Annotated in this window: 13 protein-coding genes; 2 read left to right on the top strand and 11 right to left on the bottom strand. The window is 66.0% G+C overall.

Features of this window, described 5'->3' with window-relative positions:
* Nucleotides 1–37: 37 nt before the first annotated feature.
* Both P9254_RS12730 and P9254_RS12725 read left to right on the top strand, forming a co-directional pair.
* Nucleotides 38–1363, top strand: a complete 1326-nt coding sequence (locus P9254_RS12730; protein ID WP_095831872.1) for a bifunctional folylpolyglutamate synthase/dihydrofolate synthase — start codon at nucleotides 38–40, stop codon at nucleotides 1361–1363.
* Between the two features lie 29 nt (nucleotides 1364–1392).
* The gene (locus P9254_RS12725) at nucleotides 1393–1812 is read left to right on the top strand and encodes a VOC family protein (protein WP_095827279.1); all 420 of its coding nucleotides are present in this window, start codon (nucleotides 1393–1395) and stop codon (nucleotides 1810–1812) included.
* A gap of 18 nt (nucleotides 1813–1830) precedes the next feature.
* On the opposite strand, the gene P9254_RS12720 is transcribed toward P9254_RS12725, so the two are convergent.
* The 11 genes from P9254_RS12720 to P9254_RS12670 all read right to left on the bottom strand — a co-directional run bounded on the left by P9254_RS12720 (nucleotide 1831) and on the right by P9254_RS12670 (nucleotide 17243).
* Nucleotides 1831–2112 carry a cupin domain-containing protein gene (locus P9254_RS12720; protein ID WP_067002933.1) on the bottom strand — a complete coding sequence of 94 codons (282 nt, stop codon included), beginning with the start codon at nucleotides 2110–2112 and terminating at the stop codon, nucleotides 1831–1833.
* 130 nt (nucleotides 2113–2242) lie between these two features.
* Nucleotides 2243–2566 (bottom strand): thioredoxin, encoded by a 324-nt coding sequence (gene trxA / locus P9254_RS12715; protein ID WP_041000044.1) that lies wholly within the window; start codon nucleotides 2564–2566, stop codon nucleotides 2243–2245.
* 74 nt (nucleotides 2567–2640) lie between these two features.
* Nucleotides 2641–6153, bottom strand: a complete 3513-nt coding sequence (addA, locus tag P9254_RS12710) for a double-strand break repair helicase AddA (protein ID WP_278055012.1) — start codon at nucleotides 6151–6153, stop codon at nucleotides 2641–2643.
* Nucleotides 6150–9269, bottom strand: a complete 3120-nt coding sequence (gene addB / locus P9254_RS12705; protein ID WP_278055011.1) for a double-strand break repair protein AddB — start codon at nucleotides 9267–9269, stop codon at nucleotides 6150–6152. Before addB ends, addA begins: the two co-directional genes overlap by 4 nt.
* A gap of 60 nt (nucleotides 9270–9329) precedes the next feature.
* Nucleotides 9330–10091: a nucleotidyltransferase family protein gene (locus P9254_RS12700; protein ID WP_278055010.1), complete on the bottom strand. Its 762-nt coding sequence runs from the start codon at nucleotides 10089–10091 to the stop codon at nucleotides 9330–9332.
* Nucleotides 10088–11599 carry a tRNA (adenosine(37)-N6)-threonylcarbamoyltransferase complex ATPase subunit type 1 TsaE gene (gene tsaE, locus P9254_RS12695; RefSeq protein ID WP_278055008.1) on the bottom strand — a complete coding sequence of 504 codons (1512 nt, stop codon included), beginning with the start codon at nucleotides 11597–11599 and terminating at the stop codon, nucleotides 10088–10090. The genes P9254_RS12700 and tsaE overlap by 4 nt, the downstream gene beginning before the upstream one ends.
* 6 nt (nucleotides 11600–11605) lie before the next feature.
* Nucleotides 11606–14161 (bottom strand): sensor histidine kinase, encoded by a 2556-nt coding sequence (locus P9254_RS12690; protein WP_278055007.1) that lies wholly within the window; start codon nucleotides 14159–14161, stop codon nucleotides 11606–11608.
* 188 nt (nucleotides 14162–14349) lie between these two features.
* A complete protein-coding gene (ahcY, locus tag P9254_RS12685) occupies nucleotides 14350–15750 on the bottom strand; it encodes an adenosylhomocysteinase (RefSeq protein WP_127239634.1) in 1401 nt (466 codons plus the stop codon).
* 171 nt (nucleotides 15751–15921) lie between these two features.
* Entirely contained in the window at nucleotides 15922–16218 is a 297-nt protein-coding gene (locus P9254_RS12680) for an HPr family phosphocarrier protein (protein WP_067323867.1), read from the bottom strand.
* Nucleotides 16215–16616 (bottom strand): PTS sugar transporter subunit IIA, encoded by a 402-nt coding sequence (locus tag P9254_RS12675; RefSeq protein ID WP_067002921.1) that lies wholly within the window; start codon nucleotides 16614–16616, stop codon nucleotides 16215–16217. The genes P9254_RS12680 and P9254_RS12675 overlap by 4 nt, the downstream gene beginning before the upstream one ends.
* A 165-nt stretch (nucleotides 16617–16781) precedes the next feature.
* Nucleotides 16782–17243 carry an HPr kinase/phosphorylase gene (locus tag P9254_RS12670; protein WP_278055006.1) on the bottom strand — a complete coding sequence of 154 codons (462 nt, stop codon included), beginning with the start codon at nucleotides 17241–17243 and terminating at the stop codon, nucleotides 16782–16784.
* Between the last annotated feature and the right edge of the window lie 4 nt (nucleotides 17244–17247).

Below are 17247 nucleotides of genomic sequence, written 5' to 3'. Positions count from 1 at the left end.
TCCTGTTCTTTCGCCGCAAATGCTCTAGGATTCCGCCATGACAACGCTCGCCGCCGCTCGTGAAATCGAACATCTGATGACGCTCCATCCGAAAGGTTTCGACCTTTCGCTGGACCGCATCGCCCGCCTGCTCGAGCGTCTCGGCAACCCGCAGGACCGGCTGCCGCCGGTCATCCACATCGCCGGCACCAACGGCAAGGGCTCCTGCGCCGCCTTCTCGCGGGCGCTGCTGGAGGCGGCCGGTCATCTCGTCCACGTGCACACCTCGCCGCACCTGGTAAACTGGCACGAGCGCTACCGGCTGGCCGCCGAGGGCGGCGGCAAGCTGGTCGACGACGATGTCTTTGCCGAGGCCATCGCGCGCGTCGCCAAGGCCAATCAAGGCCAGAAGATCACCGTTTTCGAGATCCTCACCGCCGTCACCTTCATCCTGTTTTCCGAGCATCCGGCCGAGGCGGCGATCATCGAGGTCGGGCTCGGCGGCCGCTTCGATGCCACAAATGTCATTTCCCGGCCTGCCGTTTCGGTGATCATGCCGGTGTCGATGGATCACGAAGCCTATCTCGGCGACCGCGTCGAGCTGATCGCGGCCGAAAAGGCCGGCATCATGAAGCGCGGCTGCCCGGTGGTGATCGGCGCGCAGGAAAGCGAGACCGCGCTGGAGGTGCTGATCGAGACCGCCGAGCGGCTGGATTGCCCGACCGTTGTCTACGGTCAGGATTTCCTGGCCTTCGAGGAGAACGGCCGCATGGTCTATCAGGACGAGGACGGTCTGATGGACCTGCCGCTGCCGCGCCTCCCCGGTCGGCATCAGTTCGCCAATGCCGCCGCGGCGATCGCCGCGGTCAAGGCCGCCGGCTTCGAGATAAGCCATCGGGCTGCCGAAAAAGCGATGACCAGCACCGCGTGGCCCGCCCGGATGCAAAAGCTGACGCAGGGCAGGCTGGTTGAGCTTGCCCCAAAGGGCGCCGAGATCTGGCTCGACGGCGGCCACAATCCGGGGGCCGGCGTCGTCATCGCCGAAGCGCTGGCCGAGCAGGAGGAAAAGAACCCGCGCCCGCTGATCCTCATCGCCGGCATGATCAACACCAAGGACCAGACCGGCTATTTCAGCGCCTTCAAGGGGCTTGCCCGCCATGTCTACACGGTGCCGGTGAGCAAGAGCGATGCCGGCGTGCCCAATGACGAGCTCGCGCTGCGCGCCACCGAGGCCGGCCTGTCGGCCGAGCCGGTCAACTCCGTCGCCGATGCGCTTATGCTGTTGCGCGACAGCTGGGACGGTCCGGCGCCGCGCATCCTCATCGGCGGCTCGCTATATTTCGCCGGCGCCGTGCTGGACGAGAACGGCACGCCGCCGACCTGATAGCGCCGAGGCAGTCGCGAGGAGCAATCGTGATCAAGGTGAACCAGCTGGCCCACGTCTGCATCTTCGCGCATGACCTTGAGGCGACGCGCGGCTTCTACCGGGATGTGCTCGGCATGGACACGCGGTTCAACTTCCTGCGCGACGGCAAGATCTTCGGTTTCTATCTCGATTGCGGCGGCCGCAGCCATGTCGAGGTGTTCGAGAAGGCCGAAGCCCGCTACAGCGAGGCGAACCAGATCAACCACTTCTGCCTGGAGGTGGAAGACATGGACGCCGCGATCACCCATATCCGGTCGCAAGAGGTCGAGGTCACGGCGAAGAAGCTCGCTTGCGACGGCACCTGGCAGGCCTGGATCAAAGACCCCAACGGCGTGAAGATCGAGCTGTTCGAATACACGGACAAAAGCGCGCAATTCATCGGCGGCGATCGCGTCGCCGATTGGTAGCGGCGCCTGCCTCGAAGGTTATTTCAGCTCGATCTCGATAAAGGCGTATTCGCCGTCATTGGCGTTGATGACATCGTGCTCGACGCCTTCCCGGCGGAAATAGGGCGCGCCTTGCTTCATCTCCGCGAAGGATTCGCCGTCCTTGGTCACCAGCTTCACCTTGCCGTCCATCAGCGGCACGATGACATAGTCGTGGCCATGGCGGTGCCAGCCGGTGTTGGCGCCCGGGGCGAAGCGGTATTCGGTGACGATCACGCGCTCATTGTCGACGTGAACTGTGGCCTTGGCTGTTCCGGTCATGGGACTCTCCTTTTCTTAAGGAAAGGAGATGGCTGCCCGAAGCGTCAGGGCCAGAGCGCCGTCAGCGATGGCGCCAAGGAAAAAGCCCGGCGCGATGGCCGGGCTCGATCTTTCTGATATTCGGATTGGCTCAGGCGAGGCTGCCATTGATCCAGTGCGACAGCGCCGTCTTCGGCGCCGCACCCACCTTCATGTCGGCCACTTCGCCGCCCTTGAAGATCATCAGCGTCGGGATCGAGCGCACGCCGTACTGGGCGGCCAACTCGGGATTCTCGTCGATGTTGAGCTTGGCGACCTTCACCTTCGAGCCGAGCTCCTTGGCGATGTCTTCCAACGCCGGGGCGATCATCTTGCACGGACCGCACCACTCGGCCCAGAAATCCACCACAACCGGCTCCTTGGCATTGAGCACATCGGCCTGGAAATTGCCCTTGTCGACCTTGACGGTGGCCATGCTGAAATCCTTTCGAAAACTCGGGTTGCACCAAATGTGGTGGCTGTGGTGGCGATGTTCAAGCAGTTCTTGTGTCACGCTCCCGTGAGTCGGGCAAGGGCACCGTCCATGGCCGCTGCCGGCAGCTCGATCAGGCGCGGCGCCTCGGTGAACAGCAGCGCGGCCGTCACCGTGCGGCCCGGATAGAGCGGCTGAAGCAGCGCGCGGTAGAGCGCAAGCTGCAGGACATAGGCCGGCGGCACTTCGGCCAGGCTGGCCGGCGCCGGCCGGTTGGTCTTGTAGTCGACGATCGAGACCGTTTCCCCGGTGACGGCCAGCCGATCGATCTTGCCGGAGATCGAGCGCAGCCTGCCCCTTACCTCCAGGCCGCCCATGACGGCGACTTCCGCCCGCGAGGACGGCGAGAACAGCGCCCCGAAGCTTCTGTCGGACAGGATGGAAAGCACGGCTTCCAGCGCCGTGTCGCGCTCTTCGGCCGGCCAGTCGGCGCCGGCGCGCGCTAGATAGCGCTCGGCCGCGCTCCGCCTCTCGTCCTCGGCGATGCCGGGCAGCATCTGTAGCAATTTGTGCAGTGCCAGCCCGCGCATCACCGCAAAGCCGGGTTCGGTTTCCGCAGCGAGCACCGGCGAGCGCGTGTCGGGCAAGCTTTCCGTCGCTTCGTCGATCAGCGCCGAGGCGCCTGAAGGCGAGAGCGGCCGCGGCAAGTCCTCATAGGGCGGGAGCGGCCGGAACAGGCCGTCCGGCAGCGGCGCGGCATGATCGAACAGTATCGTCTCCTCAGCCTGATTGAGCGCCATCGGCGGCAGCTTGGTCATATGGAAGCGATGCACCGCCACGTCGGGTGTCGCCGGATGCCGCCGCTCAGCGCTTTCCGGCGCACCCAGCAGTGCCCGGCTGACAATCGAATGCCAGGTGCCGGTGCTCGGCGCGCGCTTGCCGTGATAGCCGCAGACGATCAGCCGGTCCTCGGCGCGCGTCATGCCGACATAGAGCAGCCGCCGGTATTCGTCGTCGGCAAGCGCGCGCGCCCGCGCCGAGGCCGCTTTCGAAACGCCGTTGGCGACGTCACTCGCCGAGCGCCAGAGATAGCCCTTGCCCTTCCAATCAGCGCCCGAGCTTTCGAAGGCCATCAGCCGCGGCAGGTGCTGGTCGCTGAACGGCGCCGAGCCGCCGTCGACCAGGAAGACGACCGGCGCCTCCAGGCCCTTGGCGGCGTGCACGGTCATGACGCGCACCTCGTTGCGGGTCTGGTCCATCTCGCGCTTGATCTCCGGCCCGCTGTTTTCCAGCATCGAGAGGAAGGATTCCAGCCCCGGCAGGCCGGTACGTTCCTCAGCCAGGCAGAAACTCAGGAACTCGTCGAGGATGTCGCCGGCTTCCGGCCCGAGCCGGGCCGTCATCTTGCGGCGCAGGCCGTCACGCGAAAGCGCGGCGGCATAGAATTCAAACACCGGCTTGAACGCCACCTCAGTCGCCCAGCCATCGAGCCGGCTAACAACGGCGGCCAAGACCTCGTCTCCGCCGGCATGCTGCCGGAGCGAGGCGATCAGCGACTGGCCCTTTGGCCGCTCGCCAGCGAGCGTGAGCAACGTCTCCTCGGAAACCTCGAAGATCGGGCTGCGCAGCACGGCGGCCAGGGACAAGTCGTCCTCCGGCTGAATCAAAAAATGGCCGAGCGCGATCAGGTCCTGCACGGCGATATGGCCGGGAAGGCTCAGCCTGTCCGCGCCGGCAACCGGGATCTGCCGGTTCTTGAGGCTGCGCGACAGCGCGTGCACGAAGCGATCGCGCTTGCGCACCAGCACCAGGATGTCGCCGGCGGTCAGCTTGCGGCCTTTGCCTTCGATGGCCTCGCCGTTGCGCAGCCAGTTCTGGATCGTCGTTGCCACATGTTCGGCCACGCGCACGGCGGGCGCGCTGGCGTGGTTGACCGGCAAGGTCCAGTCGTCGGGCTCTTCGACCATTTCGGCGCCGATCGAGGGCCACACCTCGACATAGCCCGGCGCATCGGTGCGGATCGCCTTGTGGCTGAGCGGATCGGGATCGTGGCTGATGCCGCGTCGCACGCCTGGCTCGGCGAAGACGCGGTCGACGGCGGCAAGCACGTCGTCGCTCGAGCGGAACGACCAGGTGAGCTTCAGGTCGGCAAACGAAGCCTCCGCGTCGCGCACCCGCCCGGCAAACAAAAGCCGGCTTTCGGCAAAGGAATCGGGCGCCGCGCCTTGGAAGGAGTAGATCGACTGTTTCTCGTCGCCTACGGCGAACACCGTGCGCCGCACCGTCTCTCGCTGGCCGAACCCGGCGAAGAATTCTTCCGTCAGCTTCTTCACCACTTCCCACTGGTCGGGACTGGTGTCCTGCGCCTCGTCGAGCAGGATATGGTCGATGCCCTGGTCGAGCTTGAACTGCACCCACGGCCCGGCATCGGGCCGCGACAGCAGGCTGACCGTGCGGGTGATCAAATCGTTGAAGTCGAGGAAACCGCGGCTTCGCTTCAGCTGCTCGTAGCGGGCGATCAGCCAGCCGGCGACGGTGAGCGCAGCGGCCGTGCCTTCGAGCATGCGGAACAGCCCCAGCCGGTCCGATACATCGAGGATCGCCTTGGCCGCCGCGAGATAGCGCTCGGGCAGGTCGGGCAGCCTGTCCACCAGCGCTTTCTTGAAGATTTTCGGTGGATCGTAAGGGTCGCCATCGGAGCGCAGAAATGCCTTGGCGAGCAGTCGCAGTCGCCTGATCGGATCGGCTTCGGCAAAAGCGGTCTGCGCATAGGGCAGCACGTTGTTCAGCACCTGCCGCGCGTCGGCGGCTTCGGCGGCGCGCCCGAATTCAGCGAACTGGCTCGGCGCAAAGCCCGGCAGCGGCCAGACCGAAGCGGCAATGCCGGCTGCCGTCTGGCCGGGGTTGAAGCCGAATTCGGCGAACAGCAGCCGGAACCCCCGGTCCTTGCCCAGCTTTTCGATAAAGGCGCGCAGTTCGTCGCGCTTGCCCACGATCTCGGAGAGCAGCATGTCGAGCCCGAACTCGCCGCCGCGCTCCAGCACCGTGGCAAAGGCTTCCGCCAGGCCTTCGACACCGGTGCCGGCACCCGAGATCATGTCGCGTCGCGCATCCGCGAAAAGCGAGGCCTCCATCTGCGGGTCGAGCATCTCGAAATGCGCCGGGATGTTGGCTTCCAGCGGGAACTGATGCAGCACCGATTCGCAGAAGGCGTGGATGGTCTGAATTTTCAGGCCGCCCGGCGTTTCCAGCGCCTCGGCAAACAATCGGCGCGCGCGCCGCATCGTATCGCGATCGGCCGACCGCCCGTCGAGCGCGGCTATGCGTGTCGCGAGCTCGGCGTCGGGAAGCGCCGTCCATTCCGACAGCGTCGAGAACACGCGGTTCGACATGTTGGCGGCGGCGGCGCGCGTGTAGGTCAGGCACAGGATCTTCGACGGATCGGTGCCGTTGAGCAGAAGCCGGATGACGCGTTGCGCCAGCACATGGGTCTTGCCCGAGCCGGCATTGGCCGAGACCCAGGCGGAATTTTGCGGATCGGAAGCGCGCGCCTGGCTGGCGGCGGTGTCGGAGGGGATCGGATATCTCATCCTTCCGCCTCGTCCTCGGTTGCGCCGCCGGCCGACCATTCCAGCACGCGCGCCAGATGGTCGTAGTCGCCATCGGCCTCGCCTTCGCGGAACGGCAGCGCGCGTGACAGATAGCCGGTGGTCGGGTCAGCATAGTGGAACAGCAGCCTTTCCAGCCGCGCCCACGCTTCCTCGGCAAGCTCGTTGGCGGTCTTCGGCTTGCGGTTGTATTCGAGGATCGATTCCTCGAACACCTCGCCGTTCGGCTTCAGCCGCACGAAGGCAAGCTGCGAGGGCTCGCAGATGCCGAGCTCCTTGAAGGCGCCCCGCCGAAGAAGCGCGCCCTCGAGTGCCAGCTGCGGCGACAGAAGCGTATGCGCCTGCGCCTTCGAAGGCGAGGAACCGGTCTTGTAGTCGAGGATGTCGGCCATGCCGCCGGCGAGAAGGTCGACCCGGTCGGCATAGCCCGAAAGCGTGATGCCGGTGCGGCCGATAACGGTCTTTTCGGCGCGTTCCTCGGCATAGCGCCGGGCGACGGCGTCGGCGCGGGTATGCTCCCATTCGATGATGTTTTCCGCGAGCTTTTCGAAGCGCGGCCACCACACCGCCTCGATATCGGGCGGAAGTGCCGCGTCGGCAAAGCACGCGCGACCGGCCTCGATGAGGGCTGCCAGCGCGCCCGGCGCCCTCGGATCTTCCACCCTTCGCGAAAACAAATGCAGGATTTCGTGGAACAGCGTGCCGCGTTCGGCAGCACCGGGGTCGCGGATCACCGGGTCGAGCGGCATCAGGCCGAGAATCCGCCTGGCATAGATCGCATAGGGGTCGCGGCGCAGCGTCTCGATCTCGGTGACCGAGAAATGCTGTGGCCGCAGGTGCAGCGGCGGCTTCGGCTGTGGGCGGGACGCGAAATCCTTCCTGTCGCCGGCATCGAGCGCGCGCGCCCAGGCAAGCAGCGCGTCGCCGCGCCGGCGAACTGCCGTCGCCTGGTCCTTGCCGATGAAGGTGACGATGCGCTGCAGCCAGCGCGACGGCACCGCGGGCGCGTCGCCGGATCGGGCCGAGCGCGTCAGCACCACCGTTTCAGTACCCATAGCAATCTGGAAATCATGCGCGGCCAGGCCGATGCGCCGCTCCGGCGGCTCGAGATCGATGCCGGTCTTCATCAGCCGCGACATGAACCGGTCGCTCTCGGGCTTGCGCGGCCAGACCCCTTCATTGAGGCCGCCGATGACCAGCGTGTCGACGCTTTGCAGGCGAGCTTCCAGCGCGCCCCAGATGGCGATGTTGCGGTCGGTGCCTTGCGCCGGCTTGACCGTTTCCGGCGCGATCAGCGCCTCCATCACGTCGGGCCATTCGCCCGCACCGATCATAAACGGCGATGACACGGCAACCAGCCCGCGCAGAAGCGCGGCGAGCTTCTCGCCGGCGTCGCCGGCATAGAGGCTGGTCAGGCTGTCATCGGCCGCGCGGCCGAGACCTTCTAACGCCACGACGCTCGCCCGCGTCAATGTCGCGATATCGGCATCCTTCTCGCCGCGCATCGCAGTGAGCGGGGATAGCGCATCGGTGAGGCGATTGAGCACTGCCCGCGCCTCTTCGATACCGCGTACCGTGAGGCGCTGGAACCAGAAGGGCCGACGGCTGTCGCCGCCAAGGCCCGCGAGCCGCGTCTCGAAAAGCGCGTCGAGGGAAGCGACGTCCGGCCGGCCGGTGCCGCCGCGCAGCGCCACCAGCTCGATCAGCTCGGCAGCCTTGCGCACGCTCTGGCGTTCGAGACCGAGGCCAAGCAGCGGATGCTTGAGCAGCGACAATAGACCCACCGGATCGCCTGGCCGGAATGCTGCGCCTAGCGCCAGCCTGAGCAGGCTGGCGGCCGGCGTGTTGGCTAGCGGCGTGCCGCCGGAATCGTCAGCGACGACGCCGAAGCGTAGCAGCTCGGCCGAGACGCGTCGCGCCAGGGCGCGGTCGCCGGTGACGAGTGCCGCGCGCTTGCCCGGCATTTCCACTGCGCGCTTAAGCGCAATGGCAATCGCTGCCGCCTCGTCGCGCTCATTTGCAGCCTCGACCAGCGTCACGCCGGCCAGCGCCTGCTCGACATCATTGACCGAGAAACGCGGCCGCGACTCCGTCCAAAGCTCGGTGGTCTCGGCCGGCCGCAGCGCCTCGCCGACAAGGGCGGCGCGTAATGCGAGCGGTCGTGATGCAGCGCCGATCTCCTCGACATCGCGGCGCTCAATGCCAATGCTGCCGATCAGCTTGGCGAGGCCGTATTGTGGGTGACCAAGTGTTGCCGGCCGCGCGCCGGGCGCGGTTATCGCCGCGAAGGACGCGTCGTCGAGCTCACGGTCGAGCCCGGGCAGCACGACGGCGCCGTTCGGCAAGCCGGCGATCACGGCAAGCAACTCGGCCGTGGCTGGAATGGAGCCGGTCGAACCGGCGGCGATCACCGGTCCGGTCGGCGGACTGCGCTTCAGCCGCGCCGCTTCCAGCCGGATCAGCGCGCTGCGGTGCGCGGCCGGATTAGAGCGGTCACGCTCTTTGAGCAACTCCGGCCAGTTGTCGGTGACGATGCCGAGGAAATCGAGCGTCACCTGCCACCAGCCCGCAAGGTTGCCGGTGACCAGCGTGGCGAGCTTCGCCCAATCCGTTCCCTCGGTCTCGATCTCGTCCATCAGCCGGGCAAGGTCGCGCGAAAGCCAAATGGCGTCGGCGGCCGAGGTCGGCACAACGAACTCCTCGTTGAAGCGCGCCCTGACGTGCGCCGGCAGGCTTTCCTTCCAGGCGCGCACCAGCGGCGCCAGCAACAGCAGCCTTTCCTGCGCGGCGATCGGCGGTGCGAGGTCTATTGCCGGTGCCGCCTCGGCGTCAAAGGCGGCCTCGTCCTCGTCGAACTCGCCGAGCGGCCGCACCGTCGGCAAGATGGCCGAGCGTCTGCCGAGCATGTCGACGAAGGCGCCGCGCAGGGCGCGCGCCGCGCGCCGCGTCGGCACATAGATAGTCGCGTCAGCCAGCGCCAGCGGCTCGCCGTCGAAGCGGAAGGTTGGGATCAGGCGGCCTTCGAGCAACGCCTCCGCCAGCGTCGGCAGGAACGGCGCTCCGGACGGGATGGAAAAGACGCGGCGCGAGCCGCTCATACCGCATTAGATCTTTGTGCGCCCGTTTGGGCGCACAAACGACGATCTAACTCTTTGAGTCTACGCATCGTGCTTTCCAAAAATCGGACCCGATTTTTGGGCCGATGCGGTCGCGGGCGCGCCGGTGACCGCCGCTTCGGCCGCCGGAATGGCTTCCGGCGTCCCGACGGTGATCCAGCGGCCTCTCATCTTCATGCCGAACAGGCGGCCGGCGGCGATTGCCTTGTCGAAATAGGCGTTGATCGAATGCGGGCCTTCGGGCGCATCCTTGAAGATGCGCGGATGGATGATCGCGGCACCGGCATAAATCAAGCCGGCAGGGTCGCCTTTGGACCGGTGCAGCGCGCCGTCCGGCGCCACGAGGAAGTCGGTGCCGACGCAGTGTCCGATCGCTGAGTCGAGATCGGTGAGCATCAGCAGAATATCCATTCTAGCGGCGTCCCATGCAAGGGCGAGGCGCTCGAGGCTGGGCTCGCCGCTGTCGATCCAGAACGTATCGGCATTGATGATGTAGAAAGGCTCGCCCCCCAGGAACGGCAGCGCCTTGACGATGCCGCCGGCCGAGTCCAGCAGGCCCGCGCGCTCGTCGGAAATGTCGATCTTCGGCGCCCGGCGGCCGGCGACATGGGCGATGATCTGCTCCGGCAGGTAGTGAACGTTGACGACGGCGCTGGCGACGCCGGCGGCTTCCAGGCTGTCCAACCCCCAGTCGAGCAAGGCCTTGCCGGCGATCTTCACCAGCGGCTTCGGCATCGTGTCGGTGATCGGCCGCATGCGCTTGCCGAGACCGGCCGCAAGCACCATCGCGGTCTTCGGCTTCATGGCGAGCGCTCCTCGAGCAGGCCGTGGGCCATGTAAAATTCCTTCAGGCCGGCAAGCGCCGGGTGCGCCAGCGCCCGCCTCAGATAGTCGCGAATGCGCGGCAGGTGCTTCAGATAGTAGGGCTTGCCGTCGCGCTTTTCGAGCCGCACGAAGATGCCCAGGATCTTCGAATTGCGCTGCGCCGCCATGATCGCATAGGCCTCGGCGAAGCCGGCTTCGTCGAAGGCGCCGGCCGAACGCCGCGCCGCGACATAGGCTTCGACCGTCCGCCGCTCGATCTCGGTCGAGACGGTGACACGCGCATCCATGGCCAAAGAGGCGACGTCGTAAGCCGCCGGGCCGATCAGTGCGTCCTGCACGTCGACGATGCCGAGCCGATCGAGGCCGGAACGCTCTGCCCGCCAGATGATGTTGGGCGAATGGAAGTCGCGCAGCATCAGCGTGTATTCCTGGCCCTCGAGCCGGTCGAGCACCGCATTCCATGCGTTATGATAGCCGGCCCGCAATGCATCGCTTGCCGGCTCGCCGGTGACCATCGGCACATACCAATCGACCAGAAGGTCGGCCTCGATCAGCATCGCCTCGCGGTCAAAGGGCGGAACGCCGTGGTATACGCCCGGCGCGGCCTCCATGCGGTCCGGCCAGGCCTTGCCATGCATCATGGCGAGCAGCTCCGCCGCTGCCTCATAGCGCTCGACGATCGGCTGGCCGTCGCCGCCCAAAAATCCTTCCGAGCCGAGATGTTCGAGCAGCAGAAAGCCCTGGTCGAGGTCCTGCGCATGGATAAGCGGCACGCTGACGCCGGCGGCGAGAAGCGCCCGGTCGATGGCGACGAAGGCGGCGACCGATTGTGCGGTGTGAGCGATCACGGCGTAAGGCTTGCCGTCGCGCACCGGCGGTCCGAGCACCAGGCGCGGCGAGTTCATCAGCACCCCCGGCGCCCGGCCGGGAAGCGAGGCGATCTCGTAGGAACGGGCGGACGCGTCGCCGACGAAATGACGGCGGCTCGCTTCGCCCCAGCCGGCCGAGGCCAGGAAATCACGCATCGCCAGCGAGCGCGCCGCGCGCTCGAAGGCGGCTCCCTGTCCGGAGATCCTTGCCGACCGGCCCGCGCCCTGCTCGATAAGCTCGACCTGGAGCGCATTTGCCGGCAGCTGGTCGCCGGCTCGGTCCGGCCATTCGATCAGTGCCGCGCCCTGCGCCAGCGCGTCGTCGAGGCCGAGCTCGTCGAGCTCGTCCGGCGAGGACAGGCGGTAGAGGTCGAAATGGTGCACGGGTATCCGCGTCTCGTAGCTCTGCACCAGCGTGAAGGTCGGGCTCGGCACTTCGAGGCCGGCGTCGTCGGCAAGCGCCCGGATGAGCGCGCGGGCGAGCGTCGACTTGCCGGCGCCGAGATCGCCTTTCAGCGCAATTGCGTCGCCAGCCCGCAGCGCCATGGCAAGGTCTTCGCCAAGCCTTGCGGTCGCCACCTCGTCGGCGAGAAATCGTTCCAACACCGTTTCTGCCAAAGCGCGTTACTCGGCCGCTTCGCGGATGCCGCCGGAGGGCGTCTCCGGGAAGGTGCAGATCACGGTCGTGCCCTTGTCCGCTCCGGTCTCTATACGCACCGTTCCGCCGTGCAATTCGACGAAGCTCTTGACGATCGACAGTCCCAACCCGGCGCCGCGTCGGCGGCCGCCATTGGCGCGCGGCTCGAAGCGTCGGAAGACCGATTCCAGCACGTCCGGCGGCATGCCCGGCCCGTCGTCATGCACCGAGAATTCGACGCCGTCTGCCATTTGACGGCAAGCGAGCGTGATCGTGCTCGCCGCTGGCGCATAATTTGCGGCATTGCTCAAGAGATTGTAGAGGATCTGGCGGACCCGGATCTCGTCGCCGTGGAAGCTCTTCGGCGCCGATGCAGCGTCGACCTTGAGCTTGATCTGATGCTCCTCCAGCCGGTCCGCGACCAGCTCGGCGGCCGCAGCGATCGTCCTGTCGATACTCATCTCGGAAATGTCGAGCTGCATGATGCCGGCATCGACCGTCGCGAGATCCAGTATGTCGTTGACGATGGTGAGCAGGACCGAGGACGACGAGCCGACATGCTCGACATATTCGCGCTGCTTCGGCGTCAGCGGTCCCGTCGTCGGCAGCGACAGCAGTTCGGTGAAGCCGATGATGTTGGTCAGCGGCGAGCGCAGTTCGTAGGAGACGTGCTGCACGAACTCGTTCTTCAACTGGTCTGACTTCTCCAGCGCCTCGTTCCTGTCCTTCAGCGCCCGCTCGACATTGACGGTGTCGGTGACGTCGACAAAGGTCATCATCACTTGCCCGTTGGGCAGGTGGATCACGGCATAGCTCAGCACCGTGCCGTTGACGAGTTCCGCCTGGCCGTAGCGGTCGCGGCGTTCGTCGTCGAAGCCGGTGATGGCGGCGACGAAGCCGCCCCACGGACTGTCGGCCGCGCGTTGATCGCAAAGGTCGCGGATCGCCGAGACATGCACGTTAGCCTTGATCGCATCCGGCGCCAGCCCCCACAGCGCGATAAAGGCGGGGTTGGACAGGCGCAGCCGTCCGTCCGGGCCGAACACCGCCACGCCCTCCGCCAGATTGTCCAGCGTCTCGCCCTGCACACGCACGGCGGTCTGGTAGCGGCTTTCGAGGTCCATCTTCTCGGTCAGATTCTCGAACACCCAGGTGACGCCGCCCTTGGGCTGTGGGTTGGCCACCACGCGGATCGTCTTGCCGTCCGGCAGGTGCCACCAATGCTCCTGCGATTCGACGGCGCGATAGGCGCCGAGCAGGTTCTCCTTCCAGCGCCGCCATTCCGGCTGTTCGGCGATCTTGCCTTCGCTGCGCAGCCGGTCGAGCAGCAGCGCGTTGGAGGGGGCACTGTGCAGGAAGCCGCCGTCCAGGCCCCACAGTTTCTGGAATGCCTGGTTGAAAAAGCGCAGGTTTTCATCCGTATCGAAGATCGCCACCGCCGTGTTGAGCTGGTCGAGCGTGTCGGCATGGCTGCGCACGGTGCGCTCATATTCGGCGCGGATCGTCTCGATCGCGCTGATGTCGCAGGCGAGCCCCGCCGAGCCGTCGGCGCTCGCAAAGTCGGTGACCGAAAACATGTGGCGATCACCCTCGATGACCGTCGACAATGTCTGCTCGAAGACGGGGCGCGACTTGTGCTGTTCGGCAATCTGCTCGCGCGCCTGTCCGCCGAGGAACTCCTTGGCTTCGCGCACGGCGGCCTCCGCGCTTTCCGCTTCGACCGCCTCGGCATAGGCGCGGTTGACCCATTTCAGCCGCCCGTCGGCTGCCCGCAGCCATGTCGGCATCTTCAGCGCGTCGAGCAGGCCGAGCATGGTATCGTAGTCGGCGCTGAGCCGCTGGTTCTCGACCTTCAGCCGGGCCTGGCTGCGCAGCGTTTCCGACAGCGATATGAAGCGGACCAAGACATGCGCGGCGCTCTTGCGGCCATGCACCTCCAGCGGCATGCCCGCTTGCGTTTCGATGATGAGATCGAAAGTTTTCGCTTGGTCGCGCAGCGCCGCTATGGCGTTCTCGAGCGCCGCGGCGGAGCGCGGCATCAGCCAGCGGCCGAAAGCGAGGAAGGCGGACCGCTCGTCCGGTGCGCCGCTTTCGAGCGGCAGGCTGCCGATCAGCTCCGGTTTCTTGATCTCGGAACTCCACACGACGACGCGCTGGTCGCGCAAATTGAGCAGCGCCTCGGAGCGCTGCAGGGCCGCGTTGACGTCGGCGATTCGCGCCCTGAGCTGGACATTTTGCGACGCCGTCCGTGCCCGCTCGCGGATCAGGAAGATGGCCGAGACAAGGGCTGCCCCCATGACGCCGGCAAACATCGCAAGTTGCATCACCTCGACCGTGCTGACCGCCGCGGCCACGCCGGTATCGGCATGCGCCGCAATGCTAAGCAATGGGGCGGCAGACGTGGCGGCGGCAAGAAGCGTGCCGAGACGGGCGCCGGCGCGCCATGAAAGGGCTCCGCCCGCCGCGGCGGAGCCGGTCGTGATCGAATCCTCGTGGCCGCCGGAAACGGCCTTTCCCGCGCGTGGCGGGTTATCCTCCGGCATGTCTTGGTCCTCTTCGCCGCTTGAATGCAAGACCGCCTTGAATGCGTCCCCGGCCCAACTGTCCCCGGACCGCGAATCACAACAATAACGCCTGCCGGAATCGGCGTGAAGAATCACAGGTGCAAAAAATGAAGCCGGGCGGAAAGTCAACACCCGGCTTCAATATGTTGTAGATATTTTCGTTTTCGTTAATAGCGGTAGTGCTCAGGCTTGAACGGGCCCTGCGGCGTCACGCCGATATAGGCCGCCTGCTCGGAAGAGAGCTCGGTGAGGCGCGCGCCAAGCTTGTCGAGATGCAGTCGCGCCACCTTCTCATCGAGGTGCTTGGGCAGCACATAGACCTGGTTCTGGTACTGGCCGTGCTTGGTGAAGAGCTCGATCTGAGCCAGCACCTGGTTGGTGAACGAAGCCGACATGACGAAGCTCGGATGGCCCGTGGCGTTGCCCAGGTTGAGCAGGCGGCCTTCGGACAGAAGAATCATCCGCTTGCCGTCCGGGAAGGTGATCATGTCCACCTGCGGCTTGACGTTGGTCCATTTCAGGTTGCGGAGAGACGCCACTTGGATCTCGTTGTCGAAGTGGCCGATGTTGCCGACAATCACCATGTCCTTCATCGCCCGCATATGGTCGAGCGTGACGACGTCCTTGTTGCCGGTGGTGGTGATGACGATGTCGGCGGTGGGGGCTGCGTCTTCCAGCGTGACCACTTCGTAGCCGTCCATCGCCGCCTGCAGCGCGCAGATCGGGTCGACCTCGGTCACCTTGACGCGAGCGCCGGCGCCGCGCAGCGAGGCCGACGAGCCCTTGCCGACGTCGCCATAGCCGCAGACGACCGCGACCTTGCCGGCCATCATCGTGTCGGTGCCGCGGCGGATGCCGTCGACCAGCGATTCCTTGCAGCCGTATTTATTGTCGAACTTCGACTTGGTGACGGAGTCGTTGACGTTGATCGCCGGGAAGGGCAGCAGGCCTTTCTTCTGCAGCTGGTAGAGGCGGTTGACGCCGGTGGTCGTCTCCTCGGTGACGCCGCGGATCGCTTCCTTCTGCTTGGCGAAGAAGCCCGGCGAAGCCTTCATGCGCTTCTTGATCTGGGCGAACAGGATCTCTTCCTCTTCGCTGCCAGGACTGGACAGCACGTCCTCACCCGCCTCGGCGCGCGCGCCGAGCAGGATGTACATGGTGGCGTCGCCGCCGTCGTCGAGGATCATGTTGGACGTGCCGCCGTCGGCCCACTGGAAGATCCGGTCGGTGTAATCCCAGTAGTCCTCCAGCGACTCGCCCTTGATGGCGAAGACCGGAATGCCGGCCTCGGCGATCGCCGCGGCGGCGTGATCCTGGGTGGAGAAGATGTTGCAGGAGGCCCAGCGTATATCGGCGCCCAGCGCTCTCAGCGTCTCGATCAGCACCGCGGTCTGGATCGTCATATGCAGCGAGCCGGTGATGCGCGCGCCCTTGAGCGGCTTCTTGTCGCCGAATTCCTCGCGGCAGGCCATCAGGCCCGGCATCTCGGTTTCGGCGATCTCGATCTCCTTGCGGCCCCAGCCGGCAAGCGAAATGTCGGCGACCACATAGTCCTTGCTACCCGTCATGGCAGTGCTCCGGTGTGATTGTCTTCAAAAGCGCGCCGGCGCCGGGACGGCGCATGGAGGGCGCGGATTGCCGGCTTGACTAGCAGATCGGCTGCCAAACGACAATGGGATATAAAGAAATCTTTATTCGTGCATGTCTTTCGAGACAATGCGAGCAGCGATCGGCGGCCTTCAGATTTCCTCGCCGAAGCGCGAGGCGACCAATTGCTCCAGCGCGTCCATGGCCGGACCGGCTTGCGGACCGGTGGCGGTGACGCGGATCGAGTAGCCGGGGCTTGCCGCCAGCATCATCAGGCCCATGATCGAGGTGCCGCCGACCTTCACGCCGTCCTTCTCGACATGGATGGTTGCGTCGAAGCCGCTGGCGACCTGGACGAACTTGGCCGAGGCGCGGGCATGCAGGCCGCGCTGGTTGACGATCGGGAACTCACGCACAACCTCGTCTTTTTCCGGCGCATGGGCGTTCATTTGCTGCTCAGAAGCTGGCTGGCGACGTTGATGTACTTGCGCCCTGCGGCCTGCGCCTCGTCGAGCGCGGCGGCCATGTTGTCGCCCTTGCGGACCGAGGAGAGCTTGATCAGCATCGGCAGGTTCATGCCGGCGATGACCTCGGTGCGGCCCGATTCCATCACCGAGATGGCGAGGTTGGAAGGCGTGCCGCCGAACATGTCGGTGAGCACGATGACGCCGGCCCCGGTGTCGACGCGTGCCACCGCGTCGACGATGTCGGCCCGGCGTTTCTCCATGTCGTCGTCGGCGCCGATCGCGACCGTTTCGAAATTGTCCTGTGGCCCCACCACGTGTTCGACGGCATGCCGGAACTCGGTGGCGAGTTGACCGTGCGTCACGAGCACGAGTCCGATCATTCTTTGGTGGCTCCCGTCATCGCCGCTTTACTGGCGTATTTTATGTTCGCCAACCATTCCAGGCGGCGGGAGCGCTATCTTGTCGACGCACGGCCGGTTGACAAGCCCAAAATTGCGACGGCCCGGTCCATTTTGACGCATTGCAGCAAAAAATCCGGACCCGGATCATGAAAAAGGCGCTATCGACAGCCGCGCCATCACGGCCGGCACGCCTGTGACAACATTGCGCTCCGCAAGATCGATGCGCGGCACCAGGCAGCCCGCGACCGGCTCGCTGATTTCTTCCTGGAAGCGGACCATTTCCTCTTTCGGCACCAGCCGGACGTGCAGGTCGATCACGCCGCCCGGCTCGAACGGCAGCGGGCTCGGAATGAAGCCGGGCACTTCGGCGAGACCGGCGATGGTGGCCGGCGCCCGGCAGACCAGCCGCCCGTGACGCGGGGCGGCAAGCAGCCTGTCGTCGCCGATCAGTCGCGAAAACAGCCCGCGCACCCGGCAATGATCGATGAGCGTCAGCGCCAGCGTCGTCTTGCCGGCGCCGGACGGCCCGGTGATGAGGACGCCGCGATCGCCGATCAGGATCGCCGTTGCGTGGATATTTTCGGGCTTCACGGCAGGATCGGACATGATC

This window comes from Mesorhizobium sp. WSM4983 (genome assembly GCF_029625765.1).
Classification (GTDB): domain Bacteria; phylum Pseudomonadota; class Alphaproteobacteria; order Rhizobiales; family Rhizobiaceae; genus Mesorhizobium.
Note: the sequence above shows the minus strand (reverse complement) of the source record. Positions and strands in the feature narration are given on the sequence as shown.